Origin of the sequence: Paracoccus shanxieyensis (assembly GCF_009711265.1) — a bacterium.
Classification (GTDB): Bacteria; Pseudomonadota; Alphaproteobacteria; order Rhodobacterales; family Rhodobacteraceae; genus Paracoccus; species Paracoccus shanxieyensis.
In genome coordinates, this window is sequence record NZ_WMII01000003.1 from 187,482 (window position 1) to 207,926 (window position 20,445).

At 65.1% G+C, this 20,445-nt stretch carries 22 protein-coding genes; 9 read left to right on the forward strand and 13 right to left on the reverse strand.

Annotation, left to right across the window (positions count from 1 at the left end; genetic code table 11):
- Positions 1-64: 64 nt before the first annotated feature.
- From GL284_RS04465 to GL284_RS04480, 4 genes are read right to left on the reverse strand one after another with little or no spacing between them, the layout of a single operon-like run.
- A complete protein-coding gene (locus tag GL284_RS04465) occupies positions 65-895 on the reverse strand; it encodes a metal ABC transporter permease (protein WP_230382904.1) in 831 nt (276 codons plus the stop codon).
- The gene (locus GL284_RS04470) at positions 892-1,752 is read right to left on the reverse strand and encodes a metal ABC transporter permease (protein ID WP_155043440.1); all 861 of its coding nucleotides are present in this window, start codon (positions 1,750-1,752) and stop codon (positions 892-894) included. Before GL284_RS04470 ends, GL284_RS04465 begins: the two co-directional genes overlap by 4 nt.
- Positions 1,749-2,603, reverse strand: a complete 855-nt coding sequence (locus GL284_RS04475) for a manganese/iron ABC transporter ATP-binding protein (RefSeq protein WP_155043441.1) — start codon at positions 2,601-2,603, stop codon at positions 1,749-1,751. The genes GL284_RS04470 and GL284_RS04475 overlap by 4 nt, the downstream gene beginning before the upstream one ends.
- A complete protein-coding gene (locus tag GL284_RS04480; RefSeq protein WP_196216706.1) occupies positions 2,596-3,486 on the reverse strand; it encodes a metal ABC transporter substrate-binding protein in 891 nt (296 codons plus the stop codon). The genes GL284_RS04475 and GL284_RS04480 overlap by 8 nt, the downstream gene beginning before the upstream one ends.
- Positions 3,487-3,599: 113 nt before the next feature.
- Between GL284_RS04480 and GL284_RS04485 the strand changes: the two genes are divergently transcribed.
- On the forward strand, positions 3,600-4,013 hold the full coding sequence (locus GL284_RS04485) for a Fur family transcriptional regulator (protein ID WP_155043443.1): 414 nt from the start codon (positions 3,600-3,602) through the stop codon (positions 4,011-4,013).
- Positions 4,010-4,369 (forward strand): YigZ family protein, encoded by a 360-nt coding sequence (locus GL284_RS04490; protein ID WP_155043444.1) that lies wholly within the window; start codon positions 4,010-4,012, stop codon positions 4,367-4,369. The genes GL284_RS04485 and GL284_RS04490 overlap by 4 nt, the downstream gene beginning before the upstream one ends.
- On the opposite strand, the gene GL284_RS04495 is transcribed toward GL284_RS04490, so the two are convergent.
- Positions 4,366-4,734, reverse strand: a complete 369-nt coding sequence (locus tag GL284_RS04495) for a DUF2237 family protein (protein WP_155043445.1) — start codon at positions 4,732-4,734, stop codon at positions 4,366-4,368. The genes GL284_RS04490 and GL284_RS04495 overlap by 4 nt on opposite strands.
- A 28-nt stretch (positions 4,735-4,762) precedes the next feature.
- Entirely contained in the window at positions 4,763-5,512 is a 750-nt protein-coding gene (gene pth, locus GL284_RS04500) for an aminoacyl-tRNA hydrolase (protein ID WP_155043446.1), read from the reverse strand.
- 196 nt (positions 5,513-5,708) lie between these two features.
- Between pth and GL284_RS04505 the strand changes: the two genes are divergently transcribed.
- From GL284_RS04505 to GL284_RS04525, 5 genes are all read left to right on the forward strand, one after another.
- A complete protein-coding gene (locus tag GL284_RS04505) occupies positions 5,709-6,338 on the forward strand; it encodes an ATP-dependent Clp protease proteolytic subunit (protein WP_155043447.1) in 630 nt (209 codons plus the stop codon).
- Positions 6,339-6,500: 162 nt separating this feature from the next.
- Positions 6,501-7,766, forward strand: coding sequence for an ATP-dependent Clp protease ATP-binding subunit ClpX (gene clpX, locus GL284_RS04510; RefSeq protein ID WP_155043448.1), 1,266 nt, complete (start codon positions 6,501-6,503; stop codon positions 7,764-7,766).
- A gap of 186 nt (positions 7,767-7,952) precedes the next feature.
- On the forward strand, positions 7,953-8,327 hold the full coding sequence (locus GL284_RS04515) for an NADH:ubiquinone oxidoreductase subunit NDUFA12 (RefSeq protein ID WP_155043449.1): 375 nt from the start codon (positions 7,953-7,955) through the stop codon (positions 8,325-8,327).
- A gap of 3 nt (positions 8,328-8,330) precedes the next feature.
- Positions 8,331-8,798, forward strand: a complete 468-nt coding sequence (gene mlaD / locus GL284_RS04520; protein WP_155043450.1) for an outer membrane lipid asymmetry maintenance protein MlaD — start codon at positions 8,331-8,333, stop codon at positions 8,796-8,798.
- Positions 8,795-9,277: a DUF2155 domain-containing protein gene (locus tag GL284_RS04525; protein ID WP_155043451.1), complete on the forward strand. Its 483-nt coding sequence runs from the start codon at positions 8,795-8,797 to the stop codon at positions 9,275-9,277. The genes mlaD and GL284_RS04525 overlap by 4 nt, the downstream gene beginning before the upstream one ends.
- On the opposite strand, the gene aat is transcribed toward GL284_RS04525, so the two are convergent.
- From aat to tkt, 6 genes are all read right to left on the reverse strand, one after another.
- On the reverse strand, positions 9,241-9,879 hold the full coding sequence (gene aat, locus GL284_RS04530) for a leucyl/phenylalanyl-tRNA--protein transferase (RefSeq protein WP_155043452.1): 639 nt from the start codon (positions 9,877-9,879) through the stop codon (positions 9,241-9,243). The genes GL284_RS04525 and aat overlap by 37 nt on opposite strands.
- 6 nt (positions 9,880-9,885) lie before the next feature.
- A complete protein-coding gene (gene accC, locus GL284_RS04535) occupies positions 9,886-11,238 on the reverse strand; it encodes an acetyl-CoA carboxylase biotin carboxylase subunit (protein WP_155043453.1) in 1,353 nt (450 codons plus the stop codon).
- Between the two features lie 7 nt (positions 11,239-11,245).
- Positions 11,246-11,764, reverse strand: coding sequence for an acetyl-CoA carboxylase biotin carboxyl carrier protein (gene accB, locus GL284_RS04540; protein WP_155043454.1), 519 nt, complete (start codon positions 11,762-11,764; stop codon positions 11,246-11,248).
- Between the two features lie 114 nt (positions 11,765-11,878).
- Entirely contained in the window at positions 11,879-12,772 is an 894-nt protein-coding gene (locus tag GL284_RS04545; protein WP_155043455.1) for a lysophospholipid acyltransferase family protein, read from the reverse strand.
- Positions 12,769-13,692 carry a DMT family transporter gene (locus GL284_RS04550; protein ID WP_155043456.1) on the reverse strand — a complete coding sequence of 308 codons (924 nt, stop codon included), beginning with the start codon at positions 13,690-13,692 and terminating at the stop codon, positions 12,769-12,771. Before GL284_RS04550 ends, GL284_RS04545 begins: the two co-directional genes overlap by 4 nt.
- A 111-nt stretch (positions 13,693-13,803) precedes the next feature.
- Positions 13,804-15,822: a transketolase gene (tkt, locus tag GL284_RS04555; RefSeq protein WP_155043457.1), complete on the reverse strand. Its 2,019-nt coding sequence runs from the start codon at positions 15,820-15,822 to the stop codon at positions 13,804-13,806.
- Between the two features lie 90 nt (positions 15,823-15,912).
- Here tkt and GL284_RS04560 point away from each other — a divergent pair, with 90 nt between their 5' ends.
- Together GL284_RS04560 and GL284_RS04565 are read left to right on the forward strand one after the other, a co-directional pair.
- The gene (locus GL284_RS04560; RefSeq protein ID WP_155043458.1) at positions 15,913-17,883 is read left to right on the forward strand and encodes a hypothetical protein; all 1,971 of its coding nucleotides are present in this window, start codon (positions 15,913-15,915) and stop codon (positions 17,881-17,883) included.
- A gap of 94 nt (positions 17,884-17,977) precedes the next feature.
- The gene (locus GL284_RS04565) at positions 17,978-19,453 is read left to right on the forward strand and encodes a nucleobase:cation symporter-2 family protein (protein ID WP_155043459.1); all 1,476 of its coding nucleotides are present in this window, start codon (positions 17,978-17,980) and stop codon (positions 19,451-19,453) included.
- On the opposite strand, the gene GL284_RS04570 is transcribed toward GL284_RS04565, so the two are convergent.
- The gene (locus tag GL284_RS04570; protein WP_341870280.1) at positions 19,447-20,445 is read right to left on the reverse strand and encodes a site-specific tyrosine recombinase XerD; all 999 of its coding nucleotides are present in this window, start codon (positions 20,443-20,445) and stop codon (positions 19,447-19,449) included. The genes GL284_RS04565 and GL284_RS04570 overlap by 7 nt on opposite strands.

A 20,445-nucleotide genomic window follows, 5' to 3' on the forward strand; every position in this document is an offset into this window, starting at 1 on the left:
ACTCTGAACAATAATGAAAAGTTTACAGTGCACCTTTCATATTTGGCCAGTCGCAGGGCGTCGTTCAACCGGCGACATTCCGCCGCGTGGCAATGTTTCGCCACAAGAAGGCCAGAATGAACTGCGCCGTCAGCACCAGAACGATGGTCGGGGCCGGGGCGCTGTCCAGCCAGAAGGCGGACCAGACGCCGATCAGCGTGCTGACCGCCGCCACAGCGACCGCGACCGCCAGCATTGCCGACAGCCGACGCGTCATCAGAAACGCGACCGCCCCCGGCGCGATCAGCAGCGCCACCGCCAGAATGATCCCGACCGAACTGAGCATGGCCACCACCGTGGCCGAGATCATCGCCAGCATGCCGTAATCCAGCCAGCGCGTCCGCAGGCCGGACACCCGGGCCTGCACCGGATCAAAGGCCACCAGCGCAAGATCGCGCCATTTCAGCAGCACCAGCGCACCCACCACGGCCGAGATCAGACCGGCCAGCCGCAGATCCTCGGGTCCGATGCCCAGCATGTTGCCAAACAGGATGTGGTCCAGATGCAGGTCGGAAGGAATGGCCGTGTAAAGCACGACCCCCAGCCCGAACATGCCCGACATCACCACGCCCAGCACCGTGTCGCGCTTGACGCGGCTGTTTTCCTGCAACCATCCCGCCATCAGCGCCGAGCCAAGCCCCGCCGCAAAAGCGCCGATGATCAGCGGCAGCCCCGCGACATAGGCCAGCACGACGCCCGGCAGGATGGCATGGCTGATGGCATCGCCCATCAGCGACCAGCCGCGCAGCACCAGAAAGCAGGACAACAACCCCGCCGGGACCGAGATCGCCAAGCCGATCAGCGCCGCATCACGCATGAAGGGAAAGCTGAAGGGCAGGGTCAGCCATTCCATCATTGCGCCTCCTGCAAGACCGCGCGGCTGCGGCGGCGGGCGGCCAGCAGCCCATGCTTGGGGGCAAAGACAAAGGCGCTCAGAAAGATCAGCGTTTGCAGGCAGACGATCACGCCGCCCGTCGCCCCGTCCAGAAAGAACGAGATATAGGCCCCCAGCGCCGATGTCCCCGCGCCGATCGCCACGGACAGCACGATCAGTCGCGGAAAGCGGTCGGTCAGCAGATAGGCCGTGGCCCCCGGTGTCACCACCAGCGCCACGACCAGAAACGCGCCCACCGTCTGCATCGCCGCCACCGTCGAGGCCGACAGCAGCGTGAAGAACAAGACCCGCAGCGCCTGCGGACGCAGACCGATGGTGCGGGCGTGGTTTTCGTCAAAGAACACCACCATCAGGTCACGCCATTTCAGCGACAGGATCAGCAGCGAGACGCCGCCGATCAGCGCCAGTTGCAGCGTGTCTGCGGGCGTGATGGCAAGGATGTTGCCCATGGTGATCGTCTGCACGCTGACAGCCATCGGGTTCAGCGACACCATGAACAGACCCAGCCCGAAAAAGCCGGTGAAGATCAGCCCGATGATCGCATCTTCCTTGAGACCGCTGCGCTGGTTCAGAAACAGCATGGTCAGCGCCGCCAGGCCGCCCGACAGAAACGCCCCCAGCGCGAAGGGCAGCCCCAGCATATAGGCTCCGGCCACCCCCGGCACGATGGAATGCGACAGCGCATCGCCGATCAGCGACCAGCCCTTCAGCATCAGATAGGCCGACAGAAAGGCGCAGACCGCGCCGACCAGCGCCGAGACCCAGATCGCATTGAACATGTAGCTGTATTGAAAAGGCACAAGCAGCGCGTCGATCATTTGGGCGAAACTTCCGTATTGCGCTGCTTGCCGTCGTAAAAGACCAGCGGCCGTTCATCATCAGACAGCACCGTCAGCCCGCGCGGGTCGTCATCGTCATGCAGGTTCGGTCCGCCCAGCGTGAAATGGCGCAAGACGCCGCCAAAGGCCTCGCGCAGGTTTTCGGGGGTAAAGACTTCGGGCGTGGGGCCCGACGCCAGCACCGTGCCCTTGACCAGCACCACCCGGTCGCAAAATTCCGGGACCGAGCCCAGGTCGTGGGTCGAAACCAGCATCACCCGGCCCTCGGCCCGCATCTGGCGCAGCAATTCGATGATCGCGGCCTCGGTCTTTACATCGACGCCGGTAAAGGGTTCGTCCAGCAGGATGACCGAGGCGCCCTGCGCCAGCGCGCGCGCCAGAAAGACGCGCTTTTTCTGGCCGCCCGACAACTCGCCGATCTGGCGGTGGCGAAACTCCTGCATGTTGACGCGGGCCAGGGCCTCATCGACGGCGCGGCGGTCGGCATCGCGGGCGCGGCGCAGAAAGCCCATATGGCCGTAACGGCCCATCATCACCACATCCTGCACCAGCACCGGAAAGGTCCAGTCCACCTCCTCGGATTGCGGCACATAGGCGATCAGGTTCTGCCGCAGCGCCTGCGCGACCGACATGCCCAGAACCTGAACCGTCCCGCGCGAGGCCGGGACAAAGCCCATCAGCGCCTTGAACAATGTGGATTTCCCGGCCCCGTTCACGCCGACAAGCGCGGTGACGCTGCCTTGCGGCACGGTGAAGCTGGCATCGCGCAAGGCGGTGAAGCCGTTGCGATAGGTGACGGTCAGGCCCTGTGCCGCGATGCCCTCAGCCATTCGACAGCCCGTCGACGATGGTTTCGGATGTCACCCGCAGCAGGTCCAGATAGGTCGGCACCGGCCCATCCGTTTCCGACAGGCTGTCGACATACAGCACGCCCCCATAGGCCGCGCCGGTTTCTGCAGCGATCTGCCGGGCCGGGCGGTCCGAGACGGTGCTTTCGGAAAACACCACCGGGATCTGATGCTGCTTGATGGCATCGACCACGCGGCGCACCTGCTGCGGCGTGCCCTGCGCATCGGCATTAATCGGCCACAGATAAAGCTCATTCAGGCCGAAATCCCGCGCGAGATAGGAAAACGCCCCCTCGGATGTCACCAGCCAGCGCCGCGCTTCGGGCAGGGCGCGGGCGCGGTCGCGGATGGGCGCGATGGTCTGGGCGATCTGGCCCTTGTAGCGTCCGGCATTGGCCCGGTAATCGCCGCTGCCCGCCGGATCAAGCTGCGACAGCGCGGCGGCGATATTGTCGACATAGATCATCGCCGAATCCAGCGACATCCATGCATGGGGATTGGGCTTGCCCTGATAGCTGCCCCCCGAAATCGGCATCGGCTGGATGCCTTCGGCCAGCGTGGCCGAGGGGATGTCGCCCAGATTGCGCAGGAATTGTTCGAACCACAGTTCAAGGTTCAGACCATTGCGCAGGATCAGCTGCGCATCGCGCACGCCGATCAGGTCGCTGGGGGTGGGTTCGTAATTGTGGATCTCGGCCCCCGGCTTGGTGATCGACACCACCTCGGCGCGGTCGCCTGCGACATTGCGGGCCATATCGGCCAGAATGGTGAAGGTCGTGGCGATCTTCGGGCGGCTGCCCTGTGCCAGCGCGGGGGTGGCCAAGCTGGCAACTGCGGCGGCTAGAAAACTTCTGCGATCCATCATGCTCTCCTGCTTGCCTCTATTATCTGCGAGTGGTTCGCAACTGTCAAGCCAGTTGTAAATCATTCGCAACTGACCGGCGTTGTGTTTTTCGCAAAACCGCGCCAAACAGAGGCATGGAACGTGCGGAAGAATTCGAGCAGGCGCTGCGCCGTGCAGGCGTCAGGATCACCCGGCAACGGGCGGCCCTGCTGCGCGTGCTGGCGGCGGCCGACGATCATCCCGATGCGAACCAGCTTTATCAGCGCGCCACGGAGGCCGGGGCGGGCGTGTCGCTGGCGACCGTCTATCGCACGCTGTCGGCGCTTGAGGCGCAGGGCGTGATCCTGAAGCTGGAATTTGAAGGCGAGGCCGCGCGGTTCGAGCCTGCGGACGGCACGCATCACGATCACATGATCGACGTGGAAACCGGCGAGGTCACCGAATTCGTCAACGAGCGGATCGAGAAGCTGCAAGCCGAGATCGCCGCCGAACTGGGCTATGAAATCGTCCGCCACCGGCTGGAGCTTTACGTCCGCCGCAAGACATGAGCCTGACCGTCTTTGACAAGATCATTTCAGATCGCGGGTCGAAATACGCGGTCTCGGGCGGTCCCGCCACCACCCGCGCCGAGGCCGGGGCGCTGCTGGATGACCTGAAGCGCAGCAAACGCTTCGCCAAGGCCACCCATAACACATGGGCCGGGATCCTGTCGGGCGAGCCGGTCAAGGAGGATGACGGCGAAAGCGGGGCCGCGCAGATCATCCTGCAAATGCTGGAGCGTGCCGGGCTGACCGATCATGTGGTGATCGTGACGCGCTGGTATGGCGGCAAGCATCTGGGCGGCGACCGCTTTCGCCATGTCGTCGATGCGGTGCGTCACTATCTGGCCGAAACCGGGCGCTAGCCCGGCACGGCATGGCTGCGCAGCAGTTCCATCGGCACGATGTCCAGCGTGCGTTGATGCGTGGCCTCCAGCACCACCTGCGGCGCGGCGAATTCCTGCGCGGCCTGCAGAAAACGCGCGGCGCACAGGCACCAGCGGTCGCCGGGCTTCAATCCGGCAAAGCGGTATTCCGGCCGCGGCGTGCTGAGATCGTTGCCCAGATATTTCGACAGCGCCAGAAACTCTGCCGTCACCACGACGCAGACGGTATGTCGCCCGCTGTCCTCGGGGCCGGTATTGCAGCAGCCGTCGCGGAAAAACCCTGTCAGCGGCTGGTTGGAACAGGGGGCAAGCGTCCCGCCCAGCACGTTCAAAGATGCGTCCATGATCGGATCTCCTTTCGCTGACCTTTCGTCACCGGAAACGCTCGCTGAGCGCGCGCAGGCGGTCTGTCAGGGTCTGCGGGGCGTCAGATTCGGGCGGGCGTTCCGGGGCTGGCCGGGTGGCGGGCTGGGCTGTGGCGCGCGGCTCATTGCGCGCAGGGCTGGACTTTGCGGCTGCGGCTGCGGTTTGCGGCGCGGTGCCGCTGTTTCGTGGGGGCGACATGCGCATTGCGACCGCATTCAGAAACCGCGCATCCTCGCCCGCAGCCAAAGCCCCGGCCCCGTCCGAGATGCCGCGCAGCAGGTCGTCCAGCATTCCCGCCTCAGTCTTGGCGAAATCGTCCAGCACATATCCCGCCACGCGATCCTTGTGGCCGGGATGCCCGATGCCGATGCGCATGCGCCCGTAAGCCTCGCCGATATGCTGGTGGATCGAGCGCAACCCGTTATGCCCGGCATGGCCGCCGCCCAGTTTCAGCCGCACCTTGCCCGGCGCCAGATCCAGCTCGTCATGCAGGACGATGACATCGCCGGGCTCAAGCTTCAGATAGCGCATCGCCTCACCGACCGACTGGCCCGACAGGTTCATGAAGGTGGCGGGTTTCAGCAGCGTGACGCGTTCGCCGCCCAGCCGGCCTTCGGAAATCTCGCCCTGAAACCGCGCGCGCCAGGGCGAGAAACCGTGATCGGCGGCAATCCGGTCCAAGGCCATGAAGCCGATATTGTGGCGGTTGCCTTGGTATTTCGCGCCGGGATTGCCCAGCCCCACGATCAGTTTCATCGCATTCTCCGTCATTCGCGCGCAGGTTAGACGGCGGGGCGGAAAGGGGCAAATTTTATCGCTCTCTTGTCCTCGCCGCCCGGCGTTACTAAGACTCTGTCAAGGTTTCGTCTTTATGGGTTTGCCGACGCGGTCTGTCCGTGCGGGCGAATCAAGATGTAGGCCAAAGCAGGCAGGGACAAAGGCAAGGAAGCACATGCAAGATCCGGCAGAATTCTATATGAACACCCTTGTCCCGATGGTCGTGGAACAGACCAGCCGGGGTGAACGGGCCTATGACATTTTCTCGCGCCTGCTGAAGGAACGCATCATTTTCCTGTCGGGGCCGGTGCATGACGGCATGGCCACGCTGATTTCGGCGCAATTGCTGTTTCTTGAGGCGGAAAACCCGACCAAGGACATCAGCATGTATATCAACAGCCCCGGCGGTGTCGTGACCGCGGGCCTGTCGATCTATGACACGATGCAATATATCAAGCCGCGCATCTCGACGCTGGTGGTGGGGCAGGCGGCCTCGATGGGCTCGCTGCTGCTCTGTGCAGGCCAGCCCGGCTCGCGGTTCTCGCTGCCCAATTCGCGCGTCATGGTCCACCAGCCCTCGGGCGGGTTCCAGGGCCAGGCCACCGACATCCTGATCCACGCGCGCGAAACCGAAAAGCTGAAGCGCCGCCTGAATGAGATCTATGTCAAACATACCGGCCGCACGCTGGATGAGGTCGAGCAGGCGCTGGAGCGCGACCGGTTCATGTCCCCGCAAGAAGCCAAGGACTGGGGCCTGATCGACGAGATTCTGGAAGCCCGCGGCAAGGCCGAACCGGGAAGCTGACCCGTTCGGCGGTCCCTGCGAAACAGGGGCGTTTTGGGGATTGTGACGGGCCGGGGTGGCCCGTAACATGTCCGGTAATCCTGCGCGGCGGACGCCGTGCGTGATGACAGGCGGTCGTCCGGCGATTTTGCCGGACCTCCGACAAAGACAGGGAACGATCAGATGGCCAATTCGACCGGCGGCGACAGCAAGAACACGCTTTACTGCAGCTTCTGCGGCAAGAGCCAGCATGAGGTGCGCAAGCTGATTGCCGGTCCCACCGTATTCATCTGCGATGAATGCGTCGAACTGTGCATGGACATCATCCGCGAAGAGACGAAGACCTCGGCGCTGAAATCCGGCGATGGCGTGCCGTCCCCGCGCGAGATCTGCAATGTGCTGGACGATTATGTCATCGGTCAGGAACATGCCAAGCGCGTGCTGTCCGTCGCCGTGCACAACCACTACAAGCGGCTGAACCACAGCTCGAAGACCGATATCGAGCTGGCGAAGTCGAACATCCTGCTGATCGGCCCCACCGGCTGCGGCAAGACGCTGCTGGCGCAGACGCTGGCGCGCATTCTGGACGTGCCCTTCACCATGGCCGATGCGACCACGCTGACCGAAGCCGGCTATGTCGGCGAGGATGTGGAAAACATCATCCTGAAGTTGTTGCAGGCGTCGGAATACAATGTCGAACGTGCGCAGCGCGGCATCGTCTATATCGACGAGGTCGACAAGATCACCCGCAAATCCGACAACCCCTCGATCACCCGCGACGTGTCGGGCGAAGGCGTGCAGCAGGCACTGCTGAAGATCATGGAGGGCACGGTTGCCTCGGTGCCGCCGCAGGGCGGGCGCAAGCATCCGCAGCAGGAATTCCTGCAGGTGGACACCACGAACATCCTGTTCATCTGCGGCGGCGCGTTCGCCGGTCTGGACCGCATCATCGCGCAGCGCAACAAGGGCACCGCGATGGGCTTCGGCGCGGCGGTCAAGGAAAACGACGACAAGGGCGTGGGCGAGTTGTTCAAGCAGCTCGAGCCCGAGGATCTGCTGAAATTCGGTCTGATCCCGGAATTCGTCGGCCGTCTGCCGGTCATTGCGACGCTGGGCGATCTGGACGAAGGCGCGCTGATCTCGATTCTGACCGCGCCGAAGAATGCGCTGGTCAAGCAGTATCAGCGGCTGTTCGATCTGGAAGACGTGAAGCTGACCTTTACCGATGACGCCTTGGTCGCGATCGCGCGTCGCGCGATCAAACGCAAGACCGGCGCGCGCGGTCTGCGCTCGATCATGGAAGACATCCTGCTGGACAGCATGTTCGATCTGCCGGGCATGGACAGCGTGTCCGAGGTGGTCGTGAACGAAGAGTCGGTCGACAATCCGCAGGCCAAGCCCTTGCTGATCCATGCGGATGCGAAAAAGGAAACCGCCTCTGCCGGCTGAGCCTTTGATGCGATGACATCGAAAAGCCGGGCCTTGCGCCCGGCTTTTTTGATCCCGATGCAATGCGATCAGCCGCAATGTCGCCGGGGACCCGACTGATTGCCAATGGCGGGGCGCGCAGCATCTGGACCTTTGCCCGGCTTTGCGCCATATCTTCCTGAACTCCGATCGAAGAGGTTCTGACCCATGTCGTTTCTCCTGCGCGCGCTGACCTGGTGGAACAGCCAGACCATCAACACTCAGGTCTGGACCCGTCTTTACGGCGAAAAGGTCGGGCAGGACGATCAGGGCAACGTCTATTACCAATCGGGCGGCGGCAAGCGGCGCTGGGTCATCTATAACGGCGAATCCGAGGCAAGCCGGGTGTCGCCGGAATGGCATGGCTGGCTGCATCACACCTATAAGCAGCCCCCCACGACCGAACCGCTGGCGCATCAGACCTGGGAAAAGCCGCATCAGGCCAACCAGACCGGCACCGCGGGCGCCTATCGTCCGGCAGGTTCGCTGTATCAGGCCGAGCCTGCCGCGCGGCGCGATTACGACGCATGGCAGCCCGAGTAAGCGATGCAAACTCCGGCTGAACGCGCCGAATTCTGGGTGGGCGCTGCTGTGCTGACCGTGGCGGCCGGGTTTCTGGTCTGGTCCACGCAGGGCGGCGCGGCGCGGCATCTGGGCAGCGGAACCTATGAGCTGCGGGCCGCCTTTCCGAATGTCGACGGGATCGAGACCGGCACCGATATCCGGGTCGCGGGCGTCAAGGTCGGGCGGGTCAGCGGCATCGATCTGGATCCGCAGACCTATCTGGCCGAGGCACGGCTGCGCATCCCCAATGACATTCAGCTGCCGACCGACAGCGCCGCGCTGATCCAGTCGGACGGTCTGCTGGGCGGCGCCTATATCGAATTGCAGCCGGGCGGCGCTCCGGATCTGCTGCAGGCCGGGGATGAGATCGAGGATGTTCAGGGCGCGGTCAGCCTGATTTCCCTGATGATGAAATTCGTGGATTCGCAAGCTTCGGGAGGGGGCGAATGATCCGCACCTTGCGCTATTGCCTTGTCTGCGCCGCCTTGACGGCGACTTCGCTTCACGCGCAAGAGATGCTGTCGGACGAAGATCTGCTGGTCGATCCGGCGCTGGATCCGGACGCGCAGGCCCCCGCCGAGCCCTCGGCGGCCGAGCGTGAGGCGGCGGTCGCCGCCGCCCGTGGTCCTGAAACCGCGCGCGGCATGGGTGCCGAATTGCGCGGTCTGGACAAGGTGACCGGCCAGACCCAGACCTTCACGCTGGCGGCGGGGCAGGCCATGGAATTCGGCCGTCTTCAGGTCAGTCTGGCCGAGTGTCGCTATCCGGCCTCGGACCCGGCCTCGGATGCGTTTGCCGAACTCACCGTGCAGGACCGCCGCCTGAACAAGACCATCTTTGCCGGCTGGATGATCGCCTCATCCCCGGCGCTGTCGGCAATGGACGATCCGCGTTACGATGTCTGGGTGGTGTCCTGCAGCAGAAGCTGAGCGTCGGGCAGGGCGGCTGCGGTGAAATCCGCCGCCCGCTGCAAGGCCGCGTCCAGCCTGCGCCGGTAATCGCCCCGGCTGATTGTCAGCCCGCCCATGCTGGCAAGATGCGGCGTCGGATATTGCGTATCCCACAGCGTGAAGCCGCAGCGCTGCAAATGCGCCGACATCCAGATCAGCGCCGCTTTCGAGGCATTGGGCTGGCGTGAGAACATGCTTTCCGCGAAAAACGCGCCGCCCAGCGACAGCCCATAGATCCCGCCGATCAGGCGGCGGTCGTCCCAGATTTCCAGCGAATGCGCTTGGCCCATCGCGAACAGCCGGTCATACAGCGCCACAAGCCTGCCGTTGATCCAGGTCTCGGGGCGGTCGGCACAACCGGCGATCACCCCGGAAAAATCGCGGTCGATGCTGACCTGCCACGGGCAATCCCGCAAAAAGCGCCGCATCGAGCGCGAGACATGCACCCCGCCGACCGGCAGGATGCCGCGTTCCGGCGGATCGAACCAGTAAAGCTGGTCGTCATCCGCCGCCTCGGCCATGGGAAAGATGCCCTGCGCATAAGCCAGCAGCATCTTTTCCGCAGTCAGGCCAGGGGACATGGCGCCTCAGTTGCCCGCCGCCATCTGCGCCAGCCATTTTTCCAGCCAATGGATGGAATAGTCGCCGCTTTGGATGTCGGGATTTTCCAGCAGGGCACGGAACAGCGGCACGGTGGTGTCCACACCGTCCACGATCAGTTCGCCCAGGGCACGGTCCAGACGGGCCAGCGCCTCGGGCCGGTCGCGGCCATGCACGATCAGCTTGCCGATCAGGCTGTCGTAATAGGGCGGGATCTTGTAGCCGTCATAGATCGCCGAATCCATCCGAACGCCAAGGCCGCCGGGGGCGTGATACTGGGTGATCTTGCCCGGCGAGGGTGTGAAGTTCGGCAGCTTTTCCGCGTTGATCCGCACCTCGATAGCGTGGCCACGGATCTTCAGGTCTTCCTGCCGGAACTCCATGTCCTGACCTGCCGCGACAAGGATCTGCTGGCGCACCAGATCGACATCGAAGATCGCCTCGGTCACCGGATGTTCCACCTGCAGGCGGGTGTTCATCTCGATGAAGTAGAACTCGCCATCCTCGAACAGGAATTCGATCGTGCCCGCCCCGCGATAGCCCAGATTGGCCATGGCATCGGCGCAGATCTTGCCGATATGCGCACGTTGCTCGGCGGTGATGACGGGGCCGGGGGCCTCTTCCAGCACTTTCTGGTGGCGACGTTGCAGCGAACAGTCGCGCTCGCCCAGATGCACGGCGCGGCCACGTCCGTCGCCAAAGACCTGGATTTCGATATGCCGCGGACGTTGCAGATATTTCTCGATATAGACTTCGTCATTGCCGAAGGCTGCTTTCGATTCCGAACGCGCGGTGCGGAAGGCGGTCTCCAGCGAGGCCTCGTCCAGCGCCACCTTCATGCCGCGACCGCCGCCGCCCGCCGTGGCTTTGATGATGACCGGATAGCCGATTTCGGCCGCCACGCGACGGGCGGCCTCGACATCCGGCACGCCCCCGTCCGAGCCGGGCACGACCGGGATGCCCAGCGATTTGGCGGTGTCCTTGGCGGTGATCTTGTCGCCCATGATGCGGATATGTTCCGCCGAGGGGCCGATGAAGGCGATGCCGTGGTCTTCGACCATCTGCACGAAGCCCGCATTTTCCGACAGGAACCCATAGCCCGGATGGATCGCCTGCGCGCCGGTGATTTCGCAGGCCGAGATGATGGCGGGTTGCGACAGATAGCTGTCCATGGACGAAGGCGGGCCGATGCAGACCGATTCGTCGGCCATGCGCACATGCATGGCATCGGTGTCGGCGGTGGAATGCACCGCGACCGAGGCGATGCCCATCTCGCGGCAGGCGCGGATCACGCGAAGCGCAATCTCGCCGCGATTGGCAATCAGGATCTTGTCGAACATGCCCGCCTCACTCGACGACCATCAGGGGGGCGCCGAATTCGACCGGGTTGCCGTCATCGACCAGAATGCGCTTGACGGTGCCGCTGCGGGGCGAGGGGATGTGGTTCATCGTCTTCATCGCCTCGACGATCATCAGCGTCTCGCCTTCCTTGACCTGTTTGCCGACGGTCACGAAGGGCGCAGCACCCGGCTCGGCGGCAAGATAGGCGGTGCCGACCATGGGCGAGGTCACGATGCCCGGCAGGCTGGCCGGATCGTCGCTGACCGCAGCGGCGGCTGCAGGGGCCGCTGCCGCCGAGGCCGCGGCCTGAGCCGGGGCCGCAGCAGGCGCTGCCGCGACGGTCTGGATGATCTGTTTGCCCTGCTTGGACAGCGCCACAGTCAGGCGGTCATTTTCGCCGTATTCGCGCTTGACCGAAATTTCGGTCAGCTCGTTTCGGTTCAAAAGCTCGGCCAGCGCCTGAATGAAAGCCACGTCACCTTCGTGCTGACGCTCGTGCCCGTCGTGTTTGTTGTCGTCGCTCATGCCGTCCTCTGGCTGTTTTCGTTGCTGCCGGGCCTGATGGCCTGCGGTTGTTTGCGCCGCTTATAGCCTGTCATACAACCCGAGGAAAAGGGTTTCGGACCCGATCATCTGCCGCTAGTCGGTGTTTCCGCGCTGCTTCCAGCGCCGATGCACCCAGAACCACTGATCCATATGGTCGCGGACCTGCGCCTCGAGGTGGTCGTTCAGCGCCTGCATCATCTGCGCAGGCTCGCCATGCGGGATCGGCGCGCCCACCTCGACACGGAAGCTCAGCCCGTCGGGCTGGCGGATGCCCGCGATGGGCAGGATCAGGGCCTCATAGCGGATCGCAAGCTCTGCCGGGGTCAGCACGGTGCGGGTGGGCAGTCCGAAGAACCGCAACAGCGCGCCGTGATCGTCGAACTGGTCATAGCCCAAAGACAGCCAGCCGCCGCCTTTCAGAAAGCGCAGCATCGCCGCCAGACCGGACCGGCCGCGCGGAAACATCGGCTCGGCGATGGCCTGCATGGCGGGGATGTAATGGCGGTTGAAGGCTTCGTTGTTCATCGGCCGATACAGCGCGCCGACCGGCCAGCCGCGCCCGGTCAGCGCCGCGCGCATGGCGTCGTAATTGCCGAAATGCGCCACCGCCAGAATCACCGGGCGGTGCGCGGCGAATGCCTGTTCCAGCGCCGGAAGTCCCGGCCCGCACAGCGGATCGGCATCATGGATGCGGCCGGTGAATTCCTCGCCCGAATAGATCTCGGCCAGGGATCGCCCGGCATTGTTGGGCACGGCGCGCGTCAGATGCGCCACCTGCGCCGGGGTCAGATCTGGCCGGGCCTTGGCCAGATTGTCCCGGATGCGCGCCCGCCAGCCCGCCAGCGGCCCCAGCACATGCGCAAAGAACCAGCCCATCACCGTCACGCGGCGGTTATAGGGCAGGATGCGGGCCAGCCCCATCAGCGTCAGAAATGCGCCATTCGCCACGCGGTCGCGCAGAGGAGGTGTCGTGTCGGTCTGGCTCATGTCCGGGCCTTCTGCATGGCGCGTGCTTCGCGAAACCAGACATAAAGGCCAGCCGCCACAATGATCAACGCCCCGATGACGGTCCACAGATCCGGCAACTGCCCCCAGATCAGCCAGCCCCACAGCCCTGCCCAGATCAAGCCGGTATAGCCGAAGGGCGCGATGGCCGAGGCCTCGGCCATCGCGAAGGCGCGGATCAGCAGAGCGTGGGCGATGGTGCCCAGCACCCCCAGCAGCACGAAGGCCCAGATGTCGCCCACAGCAATCGGCTGCCAGAAGAACGGCACGGCCAGCGAGGTAACGGCAGTGCCGATCAGCGCCGACCATAGCATCGAGGTGGCGGTCGTATCTTCGCGGGCCAGCCGGGTCAGGATCGCGCCGGTGGCATAGGTGAAGGCCGCGATCAGCGGCAGGACCGCAGCAGGCTGAAACACGCCGGCACCGGGGCGGATGATGATCAGCGCGCCGATCAGGGCGACGGCGATGCCGATGATCCGGCGCATGCCGATGGCTTCGCCCAGAAAGATCGCTGCGGCCAGCGTGATCAGCACCGGGTTGATATCCATGATCGCCGTGGCCTCGGCCAGCCCGATATGCTGCAGCGCCGTGAAGAACAGCCCGATGGAACACAGCTGCATCACCGCCCGCATGATCTGCACCTTGGGCCGCTTGGTGCGCAGCGTTCGGGGTAACGCGCCCCGCACGACCAGAAGCACCAGCGCCAGATTGGACACAAAGCGCACCCAGACCAGTTGCGCCGGGTGATAGCTTTCGGTCAGGTGCTTGGCGGTGGCATCCATCAACGTGAAGGTAAAGATTGCCGCCAGCAGCAGCGCGATGCCCCGCATCTGTGTCCGGCGCGCGGGATCGCCCGGCGCGGCAAGGATCGGCGGAAGGGTGGCGCTGTCTGGATGGCTCATCTTGACCTCTCTGCGGCTGCTTATGCCCGCGCAGATCGGCCGGGTCCATGGCCCGGAAACGAAAAACGGCTGCGAGATGACGCGGCCGTTTCGCGGAATGTCCAGCGCGGATCAGTCCAGCAGGCGCCGGGCTTCGGCCACGGTCGCCTCGGCGGTGATGCCGAATTCCTTGTAAAGCACCGGCGCGGGGGCCGACGCGCCAAAGCCGGTCATGCCGATGAAGCCCGCCTTCTTCTCGCGCCCGCGTTCGCCCAGCAGCAGCCAGTCCCACGGCTGACGGATCGCGGCTTCGATGGCGATGCGCACCGGGCCCTTGGGCAGGACCTCTTTGCGGTAATCGCCGGGCTGGTCGCGGAACAGTTCCATCGACGGCACCGACACGACGCGGGTCGGCACGCCCTGCGCCTCAAGCATGTCGCGCGCGGCGACGGCGATTTCGACCTCGGAGCCGGTCGCCATCAGGATCACCTGCGCCTCGGCCGAGGCTTCGCGCAGCACATAGGCCCCCTTGGCGGTCAGGTTCTCGCCCGCGTCTTCGCGCAGCGTCGGCAGGTTCTGCCGCGACAGTGCCAAGACCGAGGGCGTGGTTTCCGACGACAGCGCGATTTCCCACGCCTCGGCGGTCTCGATCACGTCGCAGGGGCGGAAGGTCATGGTGTTGGGCGTGGCGCGCAGCATGGCCAGATGCTCGACCGGCTGGTGGGTCGGGCCGTCCTCGCCCAGACCGATGCTGTCATGGGTCATGACATAGACGACCGGCAGACCCATCAGCGCCGACAGACGCATCGCGCCGCGGGCATAGTCGGTGAAGCACATGAACGTGCCGCCATAGGGGCGGAAGCCGCCATGCAGCCAGATGCCGTTCATCGCCGCAGCCATGCCATGTTCGCGGATGCCATAGTTGATATAGCGGCCCTTGCGGTTTTCCGCAGAAAACACGCCCAGATCCTTGGTCTTGGTGTTGTTCGAGCCGGTCAGGTCCGCGCTGCCGCCGATGGTTTCGGGCAGTTCGGGGTTCACGACTTCCAGCACCATCTCGCTGGCCTTGCGGGTTGCGACCTTGGGCTTGGAGGCAACCGCCTGATCCTTCAGCGCGGCGATGGTCGGCGCCAGCTTGTCGCTGACCGCGCCGGAAATGCGGCGGGCGAATTCGTCACGCTCGGCCGAGGCATCGACGCGGGCATTCCACGCCTCGCGCGCGGCGCGGCCCTTGGCGCCGATGGCACGCCATTCGTCAAGAATGTCGGCGGGAATGACGAATGAGCCATAGTCCCAGCCATAGGCCGCGCGGGTCGCGGCGATTTCCTCGGCCCCAAGCGGCGAGCCATGCGCGCCCGAGGTGTCCTGCTTCTTCGGCGCGCCATAGCCGATGATCGTCTTGCACGACACGAAGACCGGGCGGTCGTCCTTGCCCGAGGCGGCATCGCTCAGCGCGCGGTCGATATCGGCGGCGTCATGGCCGTCGCAGGCCAGCACGCGCCAGCCCGAGGCCTCGAACCGCTTCAACTGATCGGTGCTGTCGGACAGCGACACGCGCCCGTCGATGGTGATGTCGTTATTGTCCCAAAGAACGATCAGGTTCTTCAGCTTCTGCATCCCGGCCAAGCCGATGGCTTCCTGGCTGATGCCCTCCATCAGACAGCCGTCGCCGGCGATGACCCAGGTCTTGTGGCTGCACAGATCGGCGCCGTATTGCGCGCGCATCGCCTCTTCGGCGATGGCAAAGCCCACGGCGGTGGCGATGCCCTGACCCAAGGGGCCGGTCGTCGTCTCGACGCCTTCGGCATGGCCGTATTCGGGATGGCCCGCGGTGATCGCGCCCCATTGGCGGAAGTTCTTGATCTGCTCAAGGCTCATCTGCTCATACCCGGTCAGGTGCAGCAGCGAATAGACCAGCATCGAGCCATGACCCGCCGACAGCACAAAGCGGTCGCGGTCGAACCAGTTCGGGGCCGAGGCGTCGAATTTCAGGTGCTTGGAAAACAGCACGGTGGCGACATCGGCCATGCCCATCGGCATGCCGGGATGGCCCGAATTGGCGGCCTCGACGGCGTCCATCGAAAGCGCGCGGATGGCGGCGGCAAGGCGCCAGTGGGCGGGGTCGGCCTTGCGGCGATCAGCGATATCCATGACTCATTTCCGTGCTGGAGGATGCGGCACTTCCTGATATGCAGGCAGCCATCAGGTTGCAACCCGCGACCGCAGCGGCAAAGATGCGTCATGACACAGGAATACCCGATCTGGGGCTTTCGACAGGATCGTATCGGCGCCCGGCTGATCTGCCTTCTGGACATGCTGCGCATCTCTGAAAGGTTTGGCGGATCATCGCGTTATCTGTGGCTGTCCCAACCGGACGGCCCCTATCCCGAACTGTCGGACCCGGCGGTTTTTCTGGGTCCCACGGCCCTTGCGGCGCATGTGACGGTCGTCGACCATATTCCCGACCGCAGCGGCCGCGAGGTGCTGCGCAGCACCGCGCGCAACATGAATTCCCAGCGTTTCGCCCAGCGTCTGGCCGGGGGTGAGCGGTTCCTGTGCGACTCGATGGCCGAGCTGATCCGCTTCATGGACGAACCCGCGGCGGCGGCCGCCCAGCAGGTGCGCCGCATCTTCGAGGGGCTGGAGCTTGCGCCGCAGATCCGCGACGCCATGGCCCATGCCCGCGAAAAGCTGGCCGAGGCCGGGGGTGGCCAGCCCATCGCCATCCATGTCCGGCGCGGCGACATTCTGGACAGCAATCCGTGGAGCTATTCCTGCTGGCCCAGTAAATATGTGCCGGACGAATTCTTCCGCGCCTTTGCCGCACAGACGACCGGGCCGGTCATCGCCTTTTCCGACACGCCCGCCGCCGTCACCCATCTGGCGCAGGGCGACCCGCGCATCGTGCCTGTGGCGGGGCTGTTTGACGACCCCAGCCTTAGCGCGGCGCAGCGAGATCTGCTGGAACTGCTGCTGATGGGCGGCTGCGACAGTGTGGGCGCGCCGGTGCAAAGCGCGTTTTCGCAGGCGGCCTCGATCATCGGCGGGGCGCGGATCATCGGCCTGCCGCATATGCTGGCGCCCGGCGCGAAACAGGCCGCCAGCGATGCGCTGCTGGACCGCGTGATCGGCCAGCCCGACAGCTTTTTCGCACCGGGCGATCTGGCCCAGTCGGTGACCTATGCCAGCGCCCATGCCATCGCCACGGGCCGCGCCGCCGAACTGGTCGGCGCGCTGGCCGACCGCAGCGATTTCATGGAGCGTTTCCCCTTTGTCTATCGTGAACTGGCCGTGGCTGCGATGGCGGCGGGCTTGAAGAACCGGGCAAGGCGGCTGGCGCGGCACGGTCTGACCTCGGATCTGATGCGCAGCCGCGACAAGCCGGGCTGTCAGCAGGTGCTGATGGTTCTGGGCGACGACGATATCGGCCCGCATCCGAAAGATCCCAGCCTTGAGGCGCAATTCGTGTCGCTGTGTTTCAGCGGGCGTGCCGCGCAGGGGCTGATCGTGCCGGCGCTGGCGCATCGGCTGTTGTCGGATGGCGGGCCTGCGGCGCAGGCGCTGATGCTCGATCCGCGCCTTGTCGCCGATCACCAGCGCGAGGGGCTGGACCTGCTGGCGCAGGATGACAGCGCCCGGCAGGGGATGACCCTGCCGCTTTGGGTGCTGCGCAGCGACTGGCTGGAACTGGTGACCGACCAGAATATCCGCCGCACGCTGCTTGTGGACATCGACCTTGGCCAGAAGCTGGCCCCCGCGCGCGATCTTCTGGCCGCGACCGAGGCGGCGCTGGCGGCGGGCGAGACGCCGCAGGCCGATGATCTGGCGCAGCGCCGCCTTGGCTTTTGCGCCGCGCAACTGCGTCTGCATGGCCGCCTGAAACGCGCATTCGCCCTGCTGCACTGGCTGGACGGGCTGCATCCCGGCGATGCGCTGACGCATAAGCGGCTGGCGGATGCTTGTTTCACGGCGGGAAATGCCAAGGCGGGCTGGCGCTGGCTGGACAGCGCCGAGGCGCTGATGCCGGAAAATGCGCTGCTCAGGCTTTCGGCAGCCATGCGTGCCTCGGAAACCGGCGATGCTGACGGCGCTTTGACCCGGCTGCAGCAGGCGCGACAGCTTTGGTCGGATCTGGAACTGACCGGAAAAATCACGCGTCGGATCAGGAAACTGGCCGATCCACAGCCGGATTTGCCGAAAAAACGGGCTTGATTTGCCGCTGCCGCAGGCGGTGTCGCAAAAAAATTGCCATTCAGGTTGTCAGCCGCCTAGCTCGTGGAAAACTGTCCGCAAGACGAGGGGAAACATGGCAAAACCAGATCCGGTCGATGAAATCCTGCCGCCGCTGCGCATGACCACGCTGGGGTTGCAGCATGTGCTGGTGATGTATGCCGGCGCGGTCGCCGTGCCGCTGATCGTGGGCCGCGCGCTGAAACTGCCGCCCGAGGATGTGGCCTTCCTGATCTCGGCCGATCTGTTCTGCTGCGGCATCGCCACGATCATTCAATCGCTGGGCGTGACGCGCTGGTTCGGCATCCAGCTGCCGGTGATGATGGGGGTGACCTTCGCCTCGGTCGGGCCGATGGTGGCGATGGCGGGGGCCTATCCGGGCCCCAAGGGCGCGCGGATGATCTTTGGGGCGATCATCGGCGCGGGTCTGATCGCCATGCTGATCGCGCCGTTCATCGGGCGGATGCTGCGGTTTTTCCCGCCGCTGGTCACCGGCACGATCATTCTGGTCATCGGCATCACGCTGATGCGCGTGGGCATCAACTGGATCTTTGGCAACCCGGTCGGGCCGACCGCGCCAAAGATCGTCGATCCGGTCGCGGCGGGCTGGCTGAACCAGCTTCGCGAGATGTCGGGAACCGGCGCCGTGCCTGCGCTGCCGCAAGGCTTTGCCCCGGCGGCCAGCGTGCAGAACCCGCTTTACGCTCGTCCCGTCAACATCATGATCTCGGCCGTGGTGCTGGCCGCCATCCTGCTGATCGCCCGGTTCGGCAAGGGCTTCGTCGCCAATATCGCCGTGCTGCTGGGCATGCTGGTCGGCGCGTTGCTGACGATCCTTCTGGGGCAGATGACCTTTGAGAAGGTGGCCGAGGCGCATTGGTTCGGGCTGGTGACGCCGTTCCATTTCGGCACGCCGATCTTTGATCCGGTGCTGATCCTGACCATGGTGCTGGTGATGATCGTCGTGATGATCGAATCCACCGGCATGTTCCTGGCGCTTGGCGACATGACCGGGCGCGAGGTGACGCCGCAGCGCCTGACCGCCGGTCTGCGCACCGACGGCCTGGGCACGGTGATCGGCGGTATCTTCAACACCTTCCCCTATACCTCGTTCAGCCAGAATGTCGGGCTGGTCGGCGTCACGGGCATCCGGTCGCGCTTCATCTGCGTGACGGGCGGGGTGATCCTGATCCTGTTCGGGCTGGTGCCGAAAATGGGCGCTGCGGTGGAATCGCTGCCCACGGCGGTTCTGGGCGGTGCGGGGCTGGTGATGTTCGGCATGGTCGCAGCCACCGGCATCCGCATCCTGTCGACGGTGGATTTCGCCAGCAACCGCAACAACCTGTTCGTCGTGGCCGTCGCCTTGGGCTTCGGGATGATCCCGCTGATCGCCCCCGATTTCAAACAATGGATGCCGCACGCCATTCACCCGCTGATCGAGTCGGGCATCCTGCTGGCCACCATCGCCGCGGTCGTGCTGAACGCGTTCTTCAACGGCGCGGGCGCCAGCGCCGAGGACGCCAAGCGCGCCGCCAGCATGGCCGATCACTGATCGTCGGACAGGCTCGGGTCGGGCGCTTTTCCTGCGCCCGCCTTGGCCAGCGGGTGATGGTTCAGAACCAGATCCCGCATCCGTGCATCCAGCACATGGGTATAGATCTCGGTCGTGCCCAGATCGGAATGGCCCAGCAGGCTTTGAATGGCCCGCAGATCCGCGCCGCCCTCCAGCAGATGCGTGGCAAAGGCGTGGCGGATCACATGAGGTGACACGCGGGCAGGGTCGATCCCCGCCGCCACCGCAAGCTGGTTCAAAAGCCCGTTCATCGCCTGCCGCGTCATATGGCCCTGTGCGCTGGTGGCCGGAAACAGCCAGCGCGCGCCCTTGCCCGCGACCAGACGGCCAAGCGCGGTCTTGGGATCGGCGGTGTCGCGCAGCGTCACCCATGCCGTCAGCGCTGCGCGCGCCGGGCCGTTCAGCGGCACCATGCGTTCCTTGCCGCCCTTGCCGCGGATCAGCAGCACTTGCGGATTGCCCCGGCAGCTGCCGATGGGCAGGCTGACAAGTTCGCTGACGCGCATGCCGGTGGCATAGATCAGCTCCAGCAGCACCAGATTGCGGGCGCGTTCCTGTTTGTTGCGGCCAAGGCGGGGCAGCGCATCCAGCAGCGCCTGCACCTCGGCCCGCGCCAGCGTCTTGGGCAGGCGCTGCGGGCGGCCCGGTCCGGGGATGCGGCCTGCGGGGTCATCCTCGCGCCAGTTTTCGTCCAGCGCGAACCGCGTCATCTGCCGGATCGAGGCCAGACGCCGCGCGCGTGTGGCGCGGGACAGGCCCTGCGCGTCGCAATGGGCAAGGTAATCCTCGATCATGTCGCGGGTCACGCTCAGCAGATCGGCCTGACGCAGCGCCACCCAAGCCGCGAAATCGGCAAGGTCGCGGCCATAGGCCAGCAGCGTGTTGCGCGCCGCGCCATGTTCGGCGGCCTGCGCATCCAGAAAGGCCGAGATCCGGCGCTTGTCGCCAACGGGAACAGCGGCGGCGGGCAC

Excerpts from the sequence above, each read along its gene's own strand:
- mlaD (WP_155043450.1), top strand. The coding sequence starts at position 8,331 with ATGCAAACTCCGGCTGAACGCGCCGAATTCTGGGTGGGCGCTGCTGTG.
- GL284_RS04475 (WP_155043441.1), bottom strand. The coding sequence starts at position 2,603 with ATGGCTGAGGGCATCGCGGCACAGGGCCTGACCGTCACCTATCGCAAC.
- GL284_RS04505 (WP_155043447.1), top strand. The coding sequence starts at position 5,709 with ATGCAAGATCCGGCAGAATTCTATATGAACACCCTTGTCCCGATGGTC.
- GL284_RS04515 (WP_155043449.1), top strand. The coding sequence starts at position 7,953 with ATGTCGTTTCTCCTGCGCGCGCTGACCTGGTGGAACAGCCAGACCATC.
- aat (WP_155043452.1), bottom strand. The coding sequence starts at position 9,879 with ATGTCCCCTGGCCTGACTGCGGAAAAGATGCTGCTGGCTTATGCGCAG.
- clpX (WP_155043448.1), top strand. The coding sequence starts at position 6,501 with ATGGCCAATTCGACCGGCGGCGACAGCAAGAACACGCTTTACTGCAGC.
- accC (WP_155043453.1), bottom strand. The coding sequence starts at position 11,238 with ATGTTCGACAAGATCCTGATTGCCAATCGCGGCGAGATTGCGCTTCGC.
- GL284_RS04560 (WP_155043458.1), top strand. The coding sequence starts at position 15,913 with ATGACACAGGAATACCCGATCTGGGGCTTTCGACAGGATCGTATCGGC.
- GL284_RS04525 (WP_155043451.1), top strand. The coding sequence starts at position 8,795 with ATGATCCGCACCTTGCGCTATTGCCTTGTCTGCGCCGCCTTGACGGCG.
- accB (WP_155043454.1), bottom strand. The coding sequence starts at position 11,764 with ATGAGCGACGACAACAAACACGACGGGCACGAGCGTCAGCACGAAGGT.
- GL284_RS04550 (WP_155043456.1), bottom strand. The coding sequence starts at position 13,692 with ATGAGCCATCCAGACAGCGCCACCCTTCCGCCGATCCTTGCCGCGCCG.
- tkt (WP_155043457.1), bottom strand. The coding sequence starts at position 15,822 with ATGGATATCGCTGATCGCCGCAAGGCCGACCCCGCCCACTGGCGCCTT.
- GL284_RS04465 (WP_230382904.1), bottom strand. The coding sequence starts at position 895 with ATGATGGAATGGCTGACCCTGCCCTTCAGCTTTCCCTTCATGCGTGAT.
- pth (WP_155043446.1), bottom strand. The coding sequence starts at position 5,512 with ATGAAACTGATCGTGGGGCTGGGCAATCCCGGCGCGAAATACCAAGGC.
- GL284_RS04485 (WP_155043443.1), top strand. The coding sequence starts at position 3,600 with ATGGAACGTGCGGAAGAATTCGAGCAGGCGCTGCGCCGTGCAGGCGTC.
- GL284_RS04490 (WP_155043444.1), top strand. The coding sequence starts at position 4,010 with ATGAGCCTGACCGTCTTTGACAAGATCATTTCAGATCGCGGGTCGAAA.
- GL284_RS04470 (WP_155043440.1), bottom strand. The coding sequence starts at position 1,752 with ATGATCGACGCGCTGCTTGTGCCTTTTCAATACAGCTACATGTTCAAT.
- GL284_RS04565 (WP_155043459.1), top strand. The coding sequence starts at position 17,978 with ATGGCAAAACCAGATCCGGTCGATGAAATCCTGCCGCCGCTGCGCATG.
- GL284_RS04480 (WP_196216706.1), bottom strand. The coding sequence starts at position 3,486 with ATGATGGATCGCAGAAGTTTTCTAGCCGCCGCAGTTGCCAGCTTGGCC.
- GL284_RS04545 (WP_155043455.1), bottom strand. The coding sequence starts at position 12,772 with ATGAGCCAGACCGACACGACACCTCCTCTGCGCGACCGCGTGGCGAAT.
- GL284_RS04495 (WP_155043445.1), bottom strand. The coding sequence starts at position 4,734 with ATGGACGCATCTTTGAACGTGCTGGGCGGGACGCTTGCCCCCTGTTCC.